Raw genomic sequence first — 18,572 nt, forward strand, 5'->3', positions numbered from 1 at the left:
CTTTTTTGTTTTTATTAAGCGCAAGCCTTAATGAGCATATTTTTCATTGTTTGGAGGTTTTATTATGTTTAAAAACGCATTTGGCGTACTGCAGAAAATCGGTAAAGCATTGATGCTTCCGGTTGCACTACTGCCGGCAGCTGGTCTGTTATTGGGAATAGGTAATGCGATCCAGCAGCCAAACATGCTTGAATATCTGCCGTTTTTAGATGCCCATTGGATTCAGGTAACAGCGGGTGTCATGGAGGACGCAGGAAGCATTATCTTTGGTAACCTGGCGTTGATCTTTGCCGCCGGTGTAGCAATTGGTTTGGCCGGAGATGGTGCTGCCGCTCTTGCTGCGATTGTCGGTTATTTAGTGTTGAATCAGGTTATGAGCTCTTGGCTTGGTGTAACTGCAGACATGGTTGCGAAGAACCCAAGCTATGCCAATGTCTTAGGGATTCCGACATTGCAAACCGGTGTATTTGGCGGGATTATCGTCGGGTTGATTGCTGCCTATTGTTACAATCGGTTCCATGATATTGAGATGCCGTCGTTCCTAGGCTTCTTTGCAGGCAAACGTTTTGTTCCGATTGTTACAGCCGCAGCTTCATTTGTCGCAGGCTTACTACTATTAATTATTTGGCCGCCAATTCAGCACGGTATGAACAGTGCCTCCACTTGGCTGCTAGGAAGCGGAACGTATATTGCGGTGTTCTTCTTCGGTTTTATTAAACGTCTCCTCATTCCATTCGGTTTGCATCATATTTTCCATGCACCGTTTTGGTATGAATTTGGTTCTTATAAAACAGCCGCTGGGCAAATTGTACACGGTGATATGACGATTTTCTTCGCACAGTTAAAGGATAATGTAAAAATAACCGCGGGAAAATTCATGGGCGGTGAATTTCCAATCATGATGTTTGGATTACCAGCCGCAGCGCTTGCTATGTATCACACTGCTCGTCCTGAAAAGAAAAAGCTGGTAGCGGGTCTACTTGGTTCAGCTGCTTTAACATCATTCTTAACAGGGATTACTGAACCCATTGAATTTTCATTTATGTTTGTTTCGCCATTACTATTCTTTTTCATGCGGTTTTAGACGGGATTTCATTCGTGTTAATGGCAATGCTTAATGTTCATTTAGGTTATACATTCTCAGGCGGGGCAATTGACTTCCTCCTGTTCGGAATTTTACCGGGGAAACAGCCATGGTGGATTGCCGTTCTATTAGGATTATGCTTTGCAGTGGTTTACTATTTTGTCTTCCGCTTTGCGATTACCAAGTTTAATTTGAAAACACCGGGAAGAGAAGATACTGATGAGAAAGAAGTAACGGAAACTGGAGCACAGGGCGCAGCGGGTGACCTTGCCTATAATATTTTAGATGCAATGGGCGGACAGCAAAACATTGCCCATCTTGATGCATGTATTACGCGTCTCCGCGTATCAGTAAATGATATTAAAAATGTTGATAAAAATGAGTTGAAGAAACTCGGTGCGGCAGGTGTTCTTGAAGTCGGCAACAATATTCAAGCGATCTTTGGACCGCGTTCTGAAATTATTAAAGGGCAAATGCAGGATATAATGAGTGGTAAGAAACCTCGCGTTGTTGAAAAAGCTCCGGAAAAAGGCGTTGAGCAGCAAATAGAGGAAATCAATCCAGAAGCACTGCAAAATGAGAAACAGGATGAGGATAACTTTGCCGCTCCTATTAAAGGGGAAATTAAAGCAATTTCCGAAGTTCCAGATCCAGTCTTTGCTGAAAAAATGATGGGCGATGGTTTTGCGATTGTACCAGAGGAAGGAATGGTTGTTTCACCGGTCGACGGTAAAATTGTGAACCTGTTCCCAACAAAACACGCTATTGGAATATTGTCTGACAGTGGCCGTGAAATTTTGATTCACGTTGGTCTTGATACTGTTAACCTGAAGGGCGAAGGATTTGAAACATTGATCGAAGAAAATGCCCAAGTGAAACAAGGTCAGCCATTGCTGAAATTCGATATTGCCTATATTAAGGAACATGCAAAATCAACAATCACACCTATTGTCTTCACTAACCTTGCAGAAGGTGAGAAGGTTGTTATTGAAAAACAAGGTCTTGTTGAAATGAAACAAGAAGGAATTGTTAAGATTACGAAATAGTTAAAAACGGCCCTAAGGATTTTCCTTAGGGCTGCTTTTTTAAGTTGCTTTGTCAGAAATAAAAGACTTTTAAAGTTAGTGTTGACGTTTTAATTCCACGATGCTATTATAGGTAAGCAGTCGTTACTGAGGAGTTCACAACACGGTGATGATAAAAAATTAAAACCAACTGTTGACTTCTGCTGAATGACATGATATATTAATAGAGTTGCTTCTAAAGAAGCGCGATTGTTCTTTGAAAACTAAACAAACAAAAACGTCAACAAACAATAATTATTTATCTCTTTATGAGATGAAGCCAACGTAAAATTTATGAGCTAATCAACTTTCTTGGAGAGTTTGATCCTGGCTCAGGACGAACGCTGGCGGCGTGCCTAATACATGCAAGTCGAGCGAACTTGCGGGAGCTTGCTCCCAAAAGTTAGCGGCGGACGGGTGAGTAACACGTGGGCAACCTGCCTGTAAGACTGGGATAACTTCGGGAAACCGGAGCTAATACCGGATAATTCTTATCAACACATGTTGGTAAGCTGAAAGTCGGTTTCGGCTGACACTTACAGATGGGCCCGCGGCGCATTAGCTAGTTGGTGAGGTAACGGCTCACCAAGGCAACGATGCGTAGCCGACCTGAGAGGGTGATCGGCCACACTGGGACTGAGACACGGCCCAGACTCCTACGGGAGGCAGCAGTAGGGAATCTTCCACAATGGACGAAAGTCTGATGGAGCAACGCCGCGTGAGCGATGAAGGCCTTCGGGTCGTAAAGCTCTGTTGTTAGGGAAGAACAAGTATCGGAGTAACTGCCGGTACCTTGACGGTACCTAACCAGAAAGCCACGGCTAACTACGTGCCAGCAGCCGCGGTAATACGTAGGTGGCAAGCGTTGTCCGGAATTATTGGGCGTAAAGCGCGCGCAGGCGGTCCTTTAAGTCTGATGTGAAAGCCCACGGCTCAACCGTGGAGGGTCATTGGAAACTGGGGGACTTGAGTGCAGAAGAGGAAAGCGGAATTCCACGTGTAGCGGTGAAATGCGTAGAGATGTGGAGGAACACCAGTGGCGAAGGCGGCTTTCTGGTCTGTAACTGACGCTGAGGCGCGAAAGCGTGGGGAGCAAACAGGATTAGATACCCTGGTAGTCCACGCCGTAAACGATGAGTGCTAAGTGTTAGAGGGTTTCCGCCCTTTAGTGCTGCAGCTAACGCATTAAGCACTCCGCCTGGGGAGTACGGCCGCAAGGCTGAAACTCAAAGGAATTGACGGGGGCCCGCACAAGCGGTGGAGCATGTGGTTTAATTCGAAGCAACGCGAAGAACCTTACCAGGTCTTGACATCCTCTGACACTCCTAGAGATAGGACTTTCCCCTTCGGGGGACAGAGTGACAGGTGGTGCATGGTTGTCGTCAGCTCGTGTCGTGAGATGTTGGGTTAAGTCCCGCAACGAGCGCAACCCTTGATCTTAGTTGCCAGCATTCAGTTGGGCACTCTAAGGTGACTGCCGGTGACAAACCGGAGGAAGGTGGGGATGACGTCAAATCATCATGCCCCTTATGACCTGGGCTACACACGTGCTACAATGGATGGTACAAAGGGCTGCAAAACCGCAAGGTCTAGCCAATCCCATAAAACCATTCTCAGTTCGGATTGCAGGCTGCAACTCGCCTGCATGAAGCCGGAATCGCTAGTAATCGCGGATCAGCATGCCGCGGTGAATACGTTCCCGGGCCTTGTACACACCGCCCGTCACACCACGAGAGTTTGTAACACCCGAAGTCGGTGGGGTAACCGTAAGGAGCCAGCCGCCTAAGGTGGGACAGATGATTGGGGTGAAGTCGTAACAAGGTAGCCGTATCGGAAGGTGCGGCTGGATCACCTCCTTTCTAAGGATATAAGCTGGACATATGAGCCAGACAATAAAAGTTTGTTTGATTGTTTCTTGTTTGTTTAGTTTTGAGGGAGCAATTTTCTCTCAAAACTTTTTTATTCGTTCTTTGAAAACTAGATAATCGTATAGAAGAAGAAACCAAGTAAGAACCGAGTATCGCCATTTTAGTTTTTCTCTCTAAATTTAGAGTAAAAAAACCTTTTAGGTTAAGTTAGAAAGGGCGCACGGTGGATGCCTTGGCACTAGGAGCCGATGAAGGACGGGACTAACACCGATATGCGTCGGGGAGCTGTAAGTAAGCTTTGATCCGGAGATTTCCGAATGGGGGAACCCACTGCGCGTAATGGAGCAGTATCTTTACCTGAATACATAGGGTATTGAAGGCAGACCCGGGGAACTGAAACATCTAAGTACCCGGAGGAAGAGAAAGCAAACGCGATTCCCTAAGTAGCGGCGAGCGAAACGGGAACAGCCCAAACCGAAAGGCTAGCCTTTCGGGGTTGTAGGACACTCAACATGGAGTTACAAAGGAACGGGGCAGATGAGGCGACCTGGAAAGGTCCGCAATAGAAGGTAAAAGCCCTGTAGTCGAAACTTCGTTCCCTCCTGAGTGGATCCTGAGTACGGCCGGACACGTGAAATCCGGGCGGAAGCAGGGAGGACCATCTCCCAAGGCTAAATACTCCCTAGTGACCGATAGGGAACCAGTACCGTGAGGGAAAGGTGAAAAGCACCCCGGAAGGGGAGGGAAAGAGATCCTGAAACCGTGTGCCTACAAGTAGTCAAAGCCCGTTTATGGGTAATGGCGTGCCTTTTGTAGAATGAACCGGCGAGTTACGATTACATGCAAGGTTAAGTTGAAGAGACGGAGCCGCAGCGAAAGCGAGTCTGAATAGGGCGAATATAGTATGTAGTCGTAGACCCGAAACCAGGTGATCTACCCATGTCCAGGGTGAAGTCCAGGTAACACTGGATGGAGGCCCGAACCCACGCACGTTGAAAAGTGCGGGGATGAGGTGTGGGTAGCGGAGAAATTCCAATCGAACTTGGAGATAGCTGGTTCTCTCGGAAATAGCTTTAGGGCTAGCCTCACGTTGTTAGAGTCTTGGAGGTAGAGCACTGTTTGGACTAGGGGCCCTCATCGGGTTACCGAATTCAGACAAACTCCGAATGCCAAAGACTTATCCGTGGGAGTCAGACTGCGAGTGATAAGCTCCGTAGTCAAAAGGGAAACAGCCCAGACCACCAGCTAAGGGCCCAAAGTATACGTTAAGTGGAAAAGGATGTGGAGTTGCTTAGACAACCAGGATGTTGGCTTAGAAGCAGCCACCATTTAAAGAGTGCGTAATAGCTCACTGGTCGAGTGACTCTGCGCCGAAAATGTACCGGGGCTAAACGTATCACCGAAGCTGTGGATTGACATCTACGATGTCAGTGGTAGGAGAGCGTTCTAAGGGCGTTGAAGCTGGACCGTAAGGACCGGTGGAGCGCTGAGAAGTGAGAATGCCGGTATGAGTAGCGAAAGATGAGTGAGAATCTCATCCACCGAATGCCTAAGGTTTCCTGAGGAAGGCTCGTCCGCTCAGGGGTAGTCGGGACCTAAGCCGAGGCCGAAAGGCGTAGGCGATGGACAACAGGTTGATATTCCTGTACCCCCTCTTTATCGTTTGAGTGATGGGGGGACGCAGGAGGATAGGGTAAGCGCGCTGCTGGTTATGCGCGTCTAAGCAGTTAGGCTGATGAATAGGAAAATCCGTTCATCGTAAAGGCTGAGCTGTGATAGCGAGGGAATTATAGTACCGAAGTTCCTGATTCCACACTGCCAAGAAAAGCCTCTAGCGAGATAAAAGGTGCCCGTACCGCAAACCGACACAGGTAGGCGAGGAGAGAATCCTAAGGTGAGCGAGAGAACTCTCGTTAAGGAACTCGGCAAAATGACCCCGTAACTTCGGGAGAAGGGGTGCTTATTGAGGTGCATAGCCTCGATGAGCCGCAGTGAATAGGCCCAGGCGACTGTTTAGCAAAAACACAGGTCTCTGCGAAGCCGCAAGGCGAAGTATAGGGGCTGACGCCTGCCCGGTGCTGGAAGGTTAAGAGGAGGGGTTAGCTCACGCGAAGCTCTGAATCGAAGCCCCAGTAAACGGCGGCCGTACCTATAACGGTCCTAAGGTAGCGAAATTCCTTGTCGGGGAAGTTCCGACCCGCACGAAAGGCGTAACGATCTGGGCACTGTCTCAACGAGAGACTCGGTGAAATCATAGTACCTGTGAAGATGCAGGTTACCCGCGACAGGACGGAAAGACCCCATGGAGCTTTACTGTAGCCTGATATTGAATTTTGGTACAGCTTGTACAGGATAGGTAGGAGCCTGAGCAGCCGGAGCGCCAGCTTCGGTGGAGGCGTCGGTCGGATACTACCCTGGCTGTATTGAAATTCTAACCCTCACCCCTGATCGGGGCGGGAGACAGTGTCAGGTGGGCAGTTTGACTGGGGCGGTCGCCTCCTAAAATGTAACGGAGGCGCCCAAAGGTTCCCTCAGAATGGTTGGAAATCATTCGCAGAGTGTAAAGGCACAAGGGAGCTTGACTGCGAGACCTACAAGTCGAGCAGGGACGAAAGTCGGGCTTAGTGATCCGGTGGTTCCGCATGGAAGGGCCATCGCTCAACGGATAAAAGCTACCCTGGGGATAATAGGCTTATCTCCCCCAAGAGTCCACATCGACGGGGAGGTTTGGCACCTCGATGTCGGCTCATCGCATCCTGGGGCTGTAGTCGGTCCCAAGGGTTGGGCTGTTCGCCCATTAAAGCGGTACGCGAGCTGGGTTCAGAACGTCGTGAGACAGTTCGGTCCCTATCCGTCGTGGGCGCAGGAAATTTGAGAGGAGCTGTCCTTAGTACGAGAGGACCGGGATGGACGCACCGCTGGTGTACCAGTTGTCTTGCCAAAGGCATCGCTGGGTAGCTATGTGCGGACGGGGTAAGTGCTGAAAGCATCTAAGCATGAAGCCCCCCTCAAGAGGAGATTTCCCATAGCGTCAAGCTAGTAAGATCCCTGAAAGATGATCAGGTTGATAGGTCAGAGGTGGAAGCATGGTGACACGTGGAGCTGACTGATACTAATCGATCGAGGACTTAACCAAGTCAATAATATTAGCGCACTCATTCTTACGAATCTTCTTCTGTATTATCTAGTTTTGAGGGAATGAACCTCAAATAATATTATAGTCCGGCGGTGATGGCGAGAAGGTCACACCCGTTCCCATACCGAACACGGAAGTTAAGCTTCTCAGCGCCGATGGTAGTTGGGGCAGGCGCCCCTGTGAGAGTAGGACGCTGCCGGGCAAACAAAAAAGACAATCTGTAAAAGGTTGTCTTTTTTGTTTGCTTTATTTGGGTATAGTTGTCTTATTGGGTGAGGAAATTAGTTTCTGTAGTTATATAATAGGCTAAATTCCCGAGAAGGTGGAGACTAAAGGATTTCGAGTAGTTAGAACGGGTCTAGTTACTCGAAAAGGTGGAGCCTGTAGGATTTCGAGTAATTAGACCAAGTCTACTTACTCTCTAACTGCCAAAAACCCGGTTCAAAGACCAAGTAGAAGCTCTCTAGCTGCTGTCCAAAGTCAAAAATCCAATTTAGAGATCAAGTAGAAGCCCTCTAGTTGCTGTCTAAAGCCAAAAATCCAATTTAGAGATCAATTAGAAGTGCCCTAGCTGCTGTCTAAAGTCAAAAATCCAATTTAGAGGTCAAGTAGAAGCCCTCTAGCTGCTGTCTAAAGTCAAAAATTCGATTTAGAGATCAAGTAGAAGCCCTCTAGCTGCTGTCTAAAGTTAAAAATCCAAATCAGAGGCCAAGTAGAACCCCCTGAAGTTGCACTTGGCCACCCCTCACTCCCCATAAAAACTAATCATCTCATCCCAATTCCACTTTGAATAATAATTACTTGCCAAAGTAATATTGTTGATCCAGTATCTTTCCTCACCCGTTATGACATCTCCCTCCATTACAACTGCAGCTTTCCGATTGGTCCTAACCCAATACAGCTGTTTATCAAAATAGTGCAAAATGAAATCACCTACAGTTACAGGGTGTCTGCCAATCTGATTTTGATGCGAACTGGAAAGAATTATTTTATACAAATATGGCAAGGGTGTTTGGTTTGGAGGACCTTGATTGGTTTCTACGGACCGTGATGCATAAAGCACTCCGCTGCCTTTCCAAATAAAATCAATATCTACATACCCCTTTGGTGTTAACGGCCTTTTCTTAAAGCTAGGAACATAAATAATCCGTAAATATTTGTTCACTGTTGCTTCCCGGCCGATGCCGGTTATATATCCAAGGTTGCTGCCTACAGGGGCCCATTGGAACCAATCATCGTAATTTAACATTTCTGCTATTCTGCGAAACGTTTTACCATCTGCCGACAGTATACAAAGGGTATTACTGTCAGCGGATATCGAAGCCGTGGGTACAAGCAAGAAGCTAAGCCATTTTTGATCATGTGACCATTTAAATTGGCTTGTACTAACCACAATTTCATTTTCTCCCACGGGAACAGTATAAAAATGTTTCACTAAAGGCTCATCAGGGTATTTTCCTAAAAAGACCTTATATAAGAGGATATCAGAATTTAGCTGCTGATCTTTCTTTTTTGAGACTAATAATCCATCGCCTTTTGGGAGCCAGGAAAAGTTTTCAACGCCCTTAGCGGCCAATCTGACCGTAAATGGTTTGGCGGGGTCAGTGGTTACTACAAATACGTCTCTTTGGATCATAAAACTAAGCTGATTGTCATGGCTCGACCACTGAAAATTATTACTCACATTTTCCTTCACCTTATAATGTTTATTCATCTGTACATGATAAACCCAAAGATCACCCAAATATCCATCGCTCTTTTTACCGCGTAAATAGGCAATCCGGCTTCCATCCGCCGACCATTTTGGAAAGCGTACATATTCACCGTTTGTTAATTGCTTTTCATTGCGGCCAATTTTAATCCAAAGATCATCATTTCGTATGAAAGCGGCTTTTAAGGAAGAATCTGCTGATACATTTAACTGAAAAGGAAGAAAGCTAATAAATATCACGAAAACTAGAACCATTTTTTTAAACATAAAATCACCTCGCCATAGTTTGTGCAAAATAAAGACTTACCAAAAATAAAATTTGTGATAAAGTGAAATCAGTATCGTGTATCGTAGTATATAAGGGGGCCTTATTGTGTTGGAAAATAGCTTTGTCATGGTTGCAATTATTTTAATTATTAATATCGTTTATGTATCATTTTTTACAATCAGAATGATCTTAACGTTAAAGGGTCAGCGCTATTTAGCCGCTTGTCTTAGTATGGTGGAAGTGGTTATCTATGTTCTTGGACTTGGGCTTGTTTTGAATAACCTAAATCAAATTCAAAACCTGATTGCTTATGCGGTTGGATACGGAATTGGTGTTATTGTCGGAATGAAGATTGAAGAAAAGCTGGCATTAGGATATATTACTGTTAATGTTATAACCTCGGAGTGGGATAAGGATTTGCCGAAGCTGTTAAGGGAAAAAGGCTATGGAGTTACCGACTGGCAGGCGCATGGACTTGAAGGCAACCGAATGGCGATGCAGATACTGACGCCAAGAAAATTTGAACTAAAGCTATATGATTCGATTAAAAGTCTGGACCCAAAAGCATTTATCATAGCTTATGAACCGAAAACAATCCATGGCGGCTTTTGGGTGAAATCAGTGAAGCGAGGGAAACTGTTTAAATGAGCAAAAAGAAATTTGAAGTCGGGGAACAAGAAAGTATTGAAGAATGTTTAAATAGAATGAAGCAAGCAGGATATACCCCGATCAAAAGAATGGAGAAGCCAATTTTTCAAGAAGTGAAAAATGGCAATGAGACGATTTATGAACCAATTGGGCGAAAAATCGTGTTTGAAGGTCAATTAATGAAGTAAAACACGAACGTTTTATTCAGGTTGTAAAAATAACGTTCGATTTATTATTGACATCTGCCCAAAACGGCTGGTAAGATAGAGGTAGTTAATTAAGAATTTACCTTTACCCTCGTATATCCATGGGAATATGGCCCATAAGTTTCTACCCAATAACCGTAAATTATTGGACTATGAGGGAAAGTCAATATGTTCGGCAGCAAATAGAGGGAGTCATAGGCTTTATTCCTTCGTTTTGTTGACCTGTTTTCGATGCCCGGACAAATGGCTTTCTCTTTTAGAGAGGCTATTTGCCGGGTATTTTTATTTATAGAAACAGGAGGCGAAAGGCATGACAGCTCGTGTTGGTGTTATTATGGGGAGCAAATCAGATTGGGAAACGATGAAGCATGCTTGCGATCAGCTTGAGCAATTAGAGGTTGCTTATGAAAAGAAGGTTGTTTCCGCTCATCGGACGCCCGATTTGATGTTTACATATGCAGAAGAGGCTAGAGAAAAAGGCCTCAAAGTGATTATTGCCGGGGCTGGCGGAGCAGCACATCTTCCGGGAATGGTTGCGGCTAAGACAACTTTGCCGGTTATCGGTGTTCCAGTACAATCGAAGGCTTTGAACGGATTAGATTCCTTGCTATCAATCGTGCAGATGCCGGGCGGGGTGCCAGTGGCGACTGTGGCAATTGGAAAGGCTGGTGCAGTCAATGCAGGACTTTTAGCGGCACAGATTCTGGCGACAGAGGATGATGAGCTGGCGAAGAGACTTGAGGCAAGAAGAGAAGCAATCCGTCAAGAAGTGTTGGAAAGTAGTGATGAACTTGTATAATAAAACAATTTTACCAGGTTCAACAATTGGCATTATCGGCGGCGGCCAGCTAGGACGGATGATGGCATTGGCGGCCAAAGCGCAAGGCTTTCGGATTGCGGTATTAGAGCCGACAACTGATTCTCCCTGCGGGCAGGTGGCTGATGTGGAAGTCATTGGCGCATACGATGACCGGGAGGCAATCAGCAAGCTGGCAGCAGTGAGTGACGTAATTACTTATGAATTTGAAAATATCGATGCAGAGACATTGCGGTGGATTTGTGAACAGGCATACGTTCCTCAAGGACCGGAGCTGCTGGCGATTACCCAGGACCGGATAAAGGAAAAAGCGGCGATCCGTGAGGCCGGAGTTCAGGTAGCACCGTATGAAGTGATCGAAAGTATGGATGATTTGGTTTTAAAAATCAAAACAGTCGGTTATCCAGCAGTGTTAAAAACAGCGAGAGGCGGTTATGACGGCAAGGGTCAGCTCGTGATTAAGTCTCAGCAGGACCTGGCTCAGGGAGAGTCTCTCATCAATCATGGAGCCTGCGTTTTAGAAAGATGGATTCCATTTGTAAAAGAAATTTCAGTAATTGTGACCCGCAGATTAGATGGTGAAACAGCAGTATTTCCGGTAGGAGAGAACATTCACATCGAAAACATTTTGCATCAGACGATTGTTCCAGCTCGAATTACGACAGGTTTGAAGCTAAGAGCAGTTGAAAAAGCAAAGCAGATTGCTGATTCACTTGGATTAGTTGGGACGCTGGCAGTCGAAATGTTTGTAACTGAAGACGGAACAATTTATATTAATGAATTGGCACCACGTCCGCATAATTCAGGGCATTACTCCATTGAAGCCTGCGAAACGTCACAGTTTGAACAGCATATCCGTGCCATCTGCAATTGGCACCTAGGAAGTACCGAGCTATTAAAACCGGCTGTAATGGTCAACCTATTAGGGGAACATCTAGATGAGCTGTTTTCAGAAATCCCTTCCTTGACAGACTGGAAGATTCATTTATACGGGAAAAAGGAAGCGAAGATCAAGCGAAAAATGGGTCATGTGACATTGCTAAGGGATTCGGTAGAAGAGGCCCTGGCTGTGGTTGAAACGAGTAATATCTGGGGTGCTGTTAAGCAAAAGATCGGAGGATAAGACATGATTGATCGTTATACGAGACCTGAAATGGGTGCAATTTGGACGGAGGAAAACCGCTTTAATGCCTGGCTGGAGGTTGAGATCCTGGCATGTGAAGCATGGGCAGAATTAGGCGAAATTCCGAAAGAGGATGTTAAGAAGCTGCGTGAAAATGCCTCATTTAATATTGAACGGATTAAGGAAATTGAAGAAGAAACTAGACATGATGTTGTCGCCTTTACCCGCGCTGTTTCGGAAACGTTAGGCGAAGAGCGGAAATGGGTTCATTACGGCTTAACTTCAACGGATGTTGTCGATACAGCCCTTTCCTATGTACTGAAGCAGGCAAATGCGATTTTACTTAAAGACATCGAGAACTTTATCGAGATTCTGCGGAATAAGGCAATTGAACATAAATATACCGTGATGATGGGACGTACTCACGGTGTTCATGCGGAACCGACAACTTTTGGTTTAAAGCTTGCTCTCTGGTATGAAGAAATGAAGCGGAATCTGGAGCGATTTAAACAAGCTGCAAACGGTGTGGAGTTCGGAAAGATTTCTGGAGCTGTTGGGACCTATGCAAATATCAATCCATTTGTTGAACAGTATGTTTGTGAAAATTTAGGCATCCAGCCGGCACCGATTTCTACGCAGACTTTGCAGCGCGACCGTCATGCTCACTATATGGCAACGCTAGCTTTGATTGCGACATCGATTGAAAAATTCGCCGTTGAGGTTCGCGGATTGCAAAAAAGTGAAACCCGTGAAGTGGAAGAGTTTTTTGCAAAAGGCCAGAAGGGGTCCTCAGCAATGCCGCATAAACGAAATCCAATTGGTTCTGAAAACATGACGGGGATGGCGCGCGTGATTCGCGGCTACATGATGACTGCATACGAGAATGTGCCGCTATGGCATGAACGCGATATCTCGCATTCCTCAGCTGAACGAATTATTTTACCGGATGCGACCATTGCATTGAACTACATGTTGAACCGCTTTGGTAATATTATCAAGAACTTGACGGTATTCCCGGAAAATATGAAACGGAATATGGACCGCACGCTTGGGTTGATTTACTCGCAGCGTGTACTGCTTGCGCTGATTGATAAAGGATTGTCTCGCGAAGAGGCTTATGATACTGTCCAGCCTAGAGCAATGGAGGCCTGGGAGAAGCAGGTTCCATTCCGCAGCTTGATTGAAGCAAATGAAAAAATTACTTCATTGTTGTCAGCAGAGGAAATTGCTGATTGCTTTGACTACAGCTACCATCTCCAGCACGTTGATACCATTTTCGACCGGCTGGGATTGAACGGGTAATTTACGAGGCAGCTGATTACGACGAACTACTGCAAATAATTAGGGGGCCGTACGCCCCCGCGCCTAACCTGAAGATTCCCAATATTACGAACAGGGAGTGACCTACCATGAGAGAACTGCTATACGAAGGAAAAGCCAAACGGATTTACGCAACAGATAACGAACAGATTGTACTTGTTGAGTATAAGGATTCTGCCACTGCTTTTAACGGGCAAAAAAAGGCGGAAATTACAGGTAAAGGCCGTTTAAACAACGAGATTACCAGTTTGCTATTTTCAAAGTTAAAAGAACACGGAATTGACTCGCATTTTATCAAGCGTGTATCAGATATAGAACAGCTCGTGAAAAAAGTTACCATCATTCCACTGGAAGTCGTTGTCCGTAATGCTGCTGCAGGCAGTATGGCAAAACGATTGGGAATCGAAGAGGGCCGTCCGCTTACAACACCTCTTGTTGAGTTTTATTTAAAAAATGATGAACTCGGCGATCCCCTTGTTACGAAAAGCCATATTCTTGAACTGGAAGCAGCAACAGCAGAAGAAATCAGCGTATTACGAGAAAAAGCACTGCAGATTAATGAAGTCTTATCCAATTTCTTTGCCGACCTAGGCATTCGCTTAATCGATTTTAAGCTGGAATTCGGTAAGGACTCTGAAGGGCAGATTCTACTCGCAGATGAAATTTCTCCTGACACATGTCGTCTATGGGATAAAAAAACAAATAAGAAGCTCGATAAGGATGTATTCCGCCGTGATTTAGGAAGCCTTACAGAAGCTTATGAAACTATTCTACAAATACTTGGAGGTCATCAGCATGTATAAAGTAAAGGTATATGTGACATTAAGAGAAAGTGTATTAGATCCGCAGGGAAAGGCCGTAACCAACTCGTTAAACGCGTTAAACTACCAGGAAGTCACCGATGTTCGGATTGGAAAATACATGGAGCTCAAGATTGAAAAGTCAGAACGTGATATTCATGATGTAGTCAATGAAATTTGCCATAAGCTTCTCGCAAATCCAGTCATTGAAGACTATCGCTATGAAGTAGAGGAGTGTGTTACCCAGTGAAGTTTGCGGTAATTGTCTTTCCGGGATCGAATTGTGATGTCGATATGTACCATGCTATCAAAGATGAGCTTGGTGAAGAAGTAGAATATGTTTGGCATGATGCTGACTCTTTAGACGAGTTTGATGGCATTTTGCTGCCTGGCGGTTTTTCTTATGGGGATTATCTACGCTCAGGAGCCATTGCCCGCTTTAGTAAAGTGATGCAAGAAGTAATCAAAGCGGCTGAGGCTGGCAAACCTGTTCTAGGTATCTGCAACGGATTCCAGATCCTATTAGAAGCAGGTCTTCTTCCAGGAGCAATGAGAAGAAACGAGAGTCTTTCGTTTATTTGTAAACCGGTTGAGCTGAAAGTAGAAAACAGCGCAACGATGTTCTCAGCAGAATACGAAGAAGGTCAAACCATCACGATACCTGTTGCTCATGGGGAAGGAAACTATTACTGTGATGCGGAAACTCTTGCAAACTTAAAAGCGAATAATCAAATCGTATTTACTTATACACAAAACGTGAATGGCAGCTTAGAGGATATTGCCGGAATCATGAATGAGAGAGGCAACGTACTTGGCATGATGCCGCACCCTGAGCGTGCGGTTGACACCTTATTAGGCAGCGCAGACGGACTGAAAATTTTTCAATCAATCGTAAAGACTTGGAGGGAAGCACATGTTGTTAAAGCATGAACCAAATCCGCAGCAGATTAAAACAGAAAAACTATACCAGCAAATGGGTTTATCCGATGAAGAATTTACGATGGTTGAAAACATTCTCGGCCGCACTCCGAACTGGACGGAAACAGGGCTGTTTTCGGTTATGTGGTCAGAACACTGCAGCTACAAAAACTCTAAGCCGGTTCTAAAGAAATTCCCGACATCGGGTGAAAAAGTTCTTCAAGGTCCTGGCGAGGGTGCGGGAATTGTGGATATCGGCGATGGTCAGGCGGTTGTTTTTAAAATCGAAAGCCACAACCACCCATCAGCAATTGAACCATATCAAGGGGCAGCAACAGGCGTCGGCGGAATTATTCGTGACATTTTCTCCATGGGAGCACGCCCAATCGCGCTATTAAACTCGCTTCGTTTCGGAGAGCTGGATTCTGCCCGCGTTAAATATCTATTTAAAGAAGTAGTTGCTGGGATTGCCGGATACGGTAACTGTATTGGAATTCCAACAGTCGGCGGCGAAGTACAATTTGAAGCATGCTATGAAGGCAACCCGCTTGTGAATGCAATGTGTGTCGGTCTCATCAATCACGAAGACATTAAGAAGGGCCAAGCACATGGTCTTGGCAACACTGTTATGTATGTCGGGGCAAAAACAGGCCGTGACGGCATCCACGGGGCAACCTTCGCTTCCGAAGAATTAACGGAACAATCAGATGAAAATCGTCCGGCCGTACAGGTTGGCGACCCATTCATGGAGAAGCTTCTCCTTGAAGCATGCTTAGAGCTTATCCAATCGGATGCCCTTGTTGGTATTCAGGATATGGGTGCCGCAGGTCTTGCCAGCTCGTCGTCAGAAATGGCAAGTAAAGCTGGCATGGGGATTGAAATGAACTTAGACCTGGTGCCGCAGCGTGAAACTGGCATGACGGCTTATGAAATGATGCTGTCAGAATCCCAAGAGCGGATGCTGATTGTTGTGAAAAAAGGCAGAGAACAAGAAATTGTCGATCTGTTTAAAAAATATGATTTAGAGGCTGTCGCTATTGGGAAGGTAACTGATGACAAGCAATTCCGCCTTTTCCATCAAGGAGAAGTGGTGGCTGATATTCCGGTTGATGCACTAGCGGAAGATGCTCCAGTTTATCACAAGCCTTCAAAAGAACCTGCCTATTTTGCGGAGTATCAAGCAATGGAAAATGAAATCCCGGCGGTTAACGATGTGAAAGAAACACTTGTGCAGCTGTTAAGCCAGCCAACCATTGCGAGCAAAGAATGGATTTATGAGCAATATGATCATATGGTACGGACAAACACAGTGGTTGCACCTGGTTCTGATGCAGCGGTTGTCCGCATTAGAGGAACACGCAAAGCGTTGGCGATGACAACCGATTGTAATTCCCGTTTTGTTTATCTTGATCCGGAAACAGGCGGAAAAATTGCTGTAGCAGAGGCAGCTCGTAATATTATCTGCTCCGGTGCAGAGCCATTAGCGATTACTGATAACTTAAACTTCGGAAACCCGGAAAAACCAGAGGTATTCTGGCAGATTGAAAAATCAGCGGACGGGATCAGTGAAGCCTGCCGTGTTCTAGAAACACCGGTCATTGGCGGAAATGTTTCTTTATATAACGAAACAAGCGGAACAGCCATTTATCCAACACCGGTCATCGGCATGGTAGGGCTTGTTACCGATCTTGATCATATCACGACCCAAGAGTTTAAAAACAATGGCGACCTTATCTACTTAGTTGGAGAAACTAGCCCTGAATTCGGCGGCAGTGAGCTGCAAAAATTGGTTAACAGCGGACGTGTATTTGGCAAGGCGCCTGAATTAAATATTAATCTTGAAAAAGCAAGACAAGAACAGGTACTGGCAGCGATTCGTGCAGGTGTGATCCAATCGGCGCACGACCTTTCAGAGGGCGGATTATCCGTTGCACTTGCTGAATCCTTATTCGGCAGCAAGAAGCTAGGCGCGAAAGTAAATATTAGCGGCGATCTTGTCACTGCTTTATTCAGTGAAACACAATCCCGTTTCTTATTATCAGTGAAAAAGGAAGATCAAGAGAAGTTTGAAAGTTTAGTAGAAGCACAGCTGATTGGTGAAGTCAATCAAACGGGCAGCTTACAAGTTTCTGCTGAAGGGGAAATTGTTCTTGAGGCAGAAGTTGCAGAATTGCAGGCAGCCTGGAAAGGAGCTATCCCATGCTTGCTGAAATCAAGGGATTAAATGAAGAGTGCGGCGTCTTTGGTGTCTGGGGACATCAGGATGCCGCCCAGCTTACCTATTATGGACTGCACGCCCTGCAGCATCGCGGCCAGGAGGGAACAGGAATTGTTGTTTCTGATGGCACAACACTTAAGGGTGTAAAAGGCGAAGGGCTGGTCACAGAAATTTTTACAGCAGATAGAATGGCGGAATTAACTGGCAGTGCGGCGATCGGCCATGTTCGTTATGCAACTGCAGGGGGCGGGGGCTATGAAAATGTTCAGCCGCTTCTGTTCCATTCGCAAAGCGGCAGCCTGGCATTAGCGCATAATGGCAACTTGGTGAACGCTAATTCTTTAAAGCACCAGTTGGAAGCACAGGGAAGCATTTTTCAAACAAGCTCTGATTCAGAAGTATTGGCGCATTTAATCAGAAGAAGCGGATTTGCCCATAAGAACGACCAAGTGAAAAACGCCCTTTCCATGTTAAAAGGTGCTTATGCTTACTTAATTATGACTGAAAATGAGTTAATGGTGGCACTTGATCCGCACGGTCTAAGACCGTTATCGCTTGCCTGCCTGGGTGATGCTTATGTCGTAGCTTCAGAAACATGTGCCTTTGACGTGATTGGCGCAGAATACATCCGAGATATTCAGCCAGGAGAACTATTAATTATTAATGATAACGGATTGAAATCTGAGCAGTTTGCCGTTAATTCGACGAAGGCAATGTGCATGATGGAATATGTTTATTTTTCAAGACCTGATAGTAATATTCTAGGCGTTAATGTTCATACAGCCCGGAAAAATATGGGGAAACGTTTAGCAATTGAGGCTCCTATAGATGCGGATGTCGTGACAGGGGTTCCCGACTCCAGTATTTCAGCAGCCATTGGCTATGCCGAAGCGACCGGCATTCCTTATGAAATGGGCTTGATTAAAAATAAATATGTAGGGCGTACCTTTATTCAGCCGACACAGGCACTTCGGGAGCAAGGGGTAAAAATGAAGCTGTCTGCTGTCCGTGGTGTAGTCGAGGGCAAGCGTGTCGTCATGGTCGATGACTCCATCGTCCGCGGTACGACCAGCAGAAGAATCGTTAATTTGTTGAAAGAAGCAGGGGCAACGGAAGTGCATGTTGTGATCAGCTCACCGCCGATTAAAAATCCATGCTTTTACGGGATTGATACTGCGACAAAAGAAGAGTTAATTGCCTCTGATAAATCAGTCGAAGAAATCCGCCAAATCATTGGGGCTGATTCATTAACCTTCTTAAGCACAGAAGGAATGGTTGCTGCACTTGGCCAAACGGAAGGGGCAAATGGCTTCTGCCTCGGCTGTTTTACAGGGAATTACCCGACAGAAATCTATCCAGATACACTTCAATACTATTACCAAAGGGGGTAA

General features: G+C 45.6%; 11 protein-coding genes, 3 rRNA genes, 1 pseudogene and 1 riboswitch. Of the genes and pseudogenes, 14 read left to right on the plus strand and 1 reads right to left on the minus strand.

Going from position 1 to position 18,572, the window contains the following annotated elements; translation table 11 throughout:
- Positions 1 to 64 precede the first annotated feature (64 nt).
- From ptsG to rrf, 4 genes and pseudogenes are all read left to right on the plus strand, one after another.
- Positions 65 to 2,130 (plus strand): annotated as a pseudogene (gene ptsG, locus A6749_RS14615) (glucose-specific PTS transporter subunit IIBC).
- A 327-nt stretch (positions 2,131 to 2,457) separates the two neighbouring features.
- A 16S ribosomal RNA gene (locus A6749_RS14620) occupies positions 2,458 to 4,007 on the plus strand.
- Between the two features lie 209 nt (positions 4,008 to 4,216).
- Positions 4,217 to 7,152 (plus strand): 23S ribosomal RNA (locus A6749_RS14625).
- A gap of 85 nt (positions 7,153 to 7,237) precedes the next feature.
- Positions 7,238 to 7,354, plus strand: a 5S ribosomal RNA gene (gene rrf, locus A6749_RS14630).
- The 16S, 23S and 5S rRNA genes sit together here, the layout of an rRNA operon.
- A gap of 543 nt (positions 7,355 to 7,897) precedes the next feature.
- Here rrf and A6749_RS14635 read toward each other — a convergent pair.
- Complete coding sequence (locus tag A6749_RS14635) at positions 7,898 to 9,130, minus strand: TolB-like translocation protein (protein WP_066390866.1); 1,233 nt, start codon at positions 9,128 to 9,130, stop codon at positions 7,898 to 7,900.
- A 106-nt stretch (positions 9,131 to 9,236) separates the two neighbouring features.
- Between A6749_RS14635 and A6749_RS14640 the strand changes: the two genes are divergently transcribed.
- From A6749_RS14640 to purF, 10 genes are all read left to right on the plus strand, one after another.
- The gene (locus A6749_RS14640) at positions 9,237 to 9,779 is read left to right on the plus strand and encodes a DUF2179 domain-containing protein (protein WP_066390868.1); all 543 of its coding nucleotides are present in this window, start codon (positions 9,237 to 9,239) and stop codon (positions 9,777 to 9,779) included.
- Positions 9,776 to 9,967, plus strand: coding sequence for an NETI motif-containing protein (locus tag A6749_RS14645; RefSeq protein ID WP_066390872.1), 192 nt, complete (start codon positions 9,776 to 9,778; stop codon positions 9,965 to 9,967). The genes A6749_RS14640 and A6749_RS14645 overlap by 4 nt, the downstream gene beginning before the upstream one ends.
- A gap of 89 nt (positions 9,968 to 10,056) precedes the next feature.
- Positions 10,057 to 10,158: riboswitch (purine riboswitch) on the plus strand.
- A gap of 137 nt (positions 10,159 to 10,295) precedes the next feature.
- The gene (gene purE / locus A6749_RS14650; protein WP_066390884.1) at positions 10,296 to 10,784 is read left to right on the plus strand and encodes a 5-(carboxyamino)imidazole ribonucleotide mutase; all 489 of its coding nucleotides are present in this window, start codon (positions 10,296 to 10,298) and stop codon (positions 10,782 to 10,784) included.
- Positions 10,705 to 11,925: a 5-(carboxyamino)imidazole ribonucleotide synthase gene (gene purK, locus A6749_RS14655; RefSeq protein ID WP_236719671.1), complete on the plus strand. Its 1,221-nt coding sequence runs from the start codon at positions 10,705 to 10,707 to the stop codon at positions 11,923 to 11,925. Before purE ends, purK begins: the two co-directional genes overlap by 80 nt.
- A 3-nt stretch (positions 11,926 to 11,928) precedes the next feature.
- The gene (gene purB, locus A6749_RS14660; RefSeq protein ID WP_066390885.1) at positions 11,929 to 13,227 is read left to right on the plus strand and encodes an adenylosuccinate lyase; all 1,299 of its coding nucleotides are present in this window, start codon (positions 11,929 to 11,931) and stop codon (positions 13,225 to 13,227) included.
- A gap of 107 nt (positions 13,228 to 13,334) precedes the next feature.
- Complete coding sequence (gene purC, locus A6749_RS14665; RefSeq protein WP_066390886.1) at positions 13,335 to 14,048, plus strand: phosphoribosylaminoimidazolesuccinocarboxamide synthase; 714 nt, start codon at positions 13,335 to 13,337, stop codon at positions 14,046 to 14,048.
- Positions 14,041 to 14,295: a phosphoribosylformylglycinamidine synthase subunit PurS gene (gene purS / locus A6749_RS14670; RefSeq protein WP_066390887.1), complete on the plus strand. Its 255-nt coding sequence runs from the start codon at positions 14,041 to 14,043 to the stop codon at positions 14,293 to 14,295. The genes purC and purS overlap by 8 nt, the downstream gene beginning before the upstream one ends.
- Positions 14,292 to 14,975, plus strand: coding sequence for a phosphoribosylformylglycinamidine synthase subunit PurQ (purQ, locus tag A6749_RS14675; protein ID WP_066390888.1), 684 nt, complete (start codon positions 14,292 to 14,294; stop codon positions 14,973 to 14,975). The genes purS and purQ overlap by 4 nt, the downstream gene beginning before the upstream one ends.
- The gene (gene purL, locus A6749_RS14680; RefSeq protein WP_066390890.1) at positions 14,959 to 17,187 is read left to right on the plus strand and encodes a phosphoribosylformylglycinamidine synthase subunit PurL; all 2,229 of its coding nucleotides are present in this window, start codon (positions 14,959 to 14,961) and stop codon (positions 17,185 to 17,187) included. The genes purQ and purL overlap by 17 nt, the downstream gene beginning before the upstream one ends.
- Entirely contained in the window at positions 17,163 to 18,572 is a 1,410-nt protein-coding gene (gene purF / locus A6749_RS14685; RefSeq protein WP_066400975.1) for an amidophosphoribosyltransferase, read from the plus strand. Before purL ends, purF begins: the two co-directional genes overlap by 25 nt.

It is taken from the genome of Neobacillus mesonae (assembly GCF_001636315.1).
In the GTDB taxonomy this organism is placed as follows: Bacteria; Bacillota; Bacilli; order Bacillales; family Cytobacillaceae; genus Neobacillus; species Neobacillus mesonae.

Bases quoted from the DNA above. Each gene is read 5' to 3' on its own strand.
- A6749_RS14645 (WP_066390872.1), top strand. From the start codon at position 9,776: ATGAGCAAAAAGAAATTTGAAGTCGGGGAACAAGAAAGTATTGAAGAA.
- purK (WP_236719671.1), top strand. From the start codon at position 10,705: ATGAGCTGGCGAAGAGACTTGAGGCAAGAAGAGAAGCAATCCGTCAAG.
- purB (WP_066390885.1), top strand. From the start codon at position 11,929: ATGATTGATCGTTATACGAGACCTGAAATGGGTGCAATTTGGACGGAG.
- purF (WP_066400975.1), top strand. From the start codon at position 17,163: ATGCTTGCTGAAATCAAGGGATTAAATGAAGAGTGCGGCGTCTTTGGT.
- purC (WP_066390886.1), top strand. From the start codon at position 13,335: ATGAGAGAACTGCTATACGAAGGAAAAGCCAAACGGATTTACGCAACA.
- purE (WP_066390884.1), top strand. From the start codon at position 10,296: ATGACAGCTCGTGTTGGTGTTATTATGGGGAGCAAATCAGATTGGGAA.
- purS (WP_066390887.1), top strand. From the start codon at position 14,041: ATGTATAAAGTAAAGGTATATGTGACATTAAGAGAAAGTGTATTAGAT.
- purL (WP_066390890.1), top strand. From the start codon at position 14,959: ATGTTGTTAAAGCATGAACCAAATCCGCAGCAGATTAAAACAGAAAAA.
- A6749_RS14635 (WP_066390866.1), bottom strand. From the start codon at position 9,130: ATGTTTAAAAAAATGGTTCTAGTTTTCGTGATATTTATTAGCTTTCTT.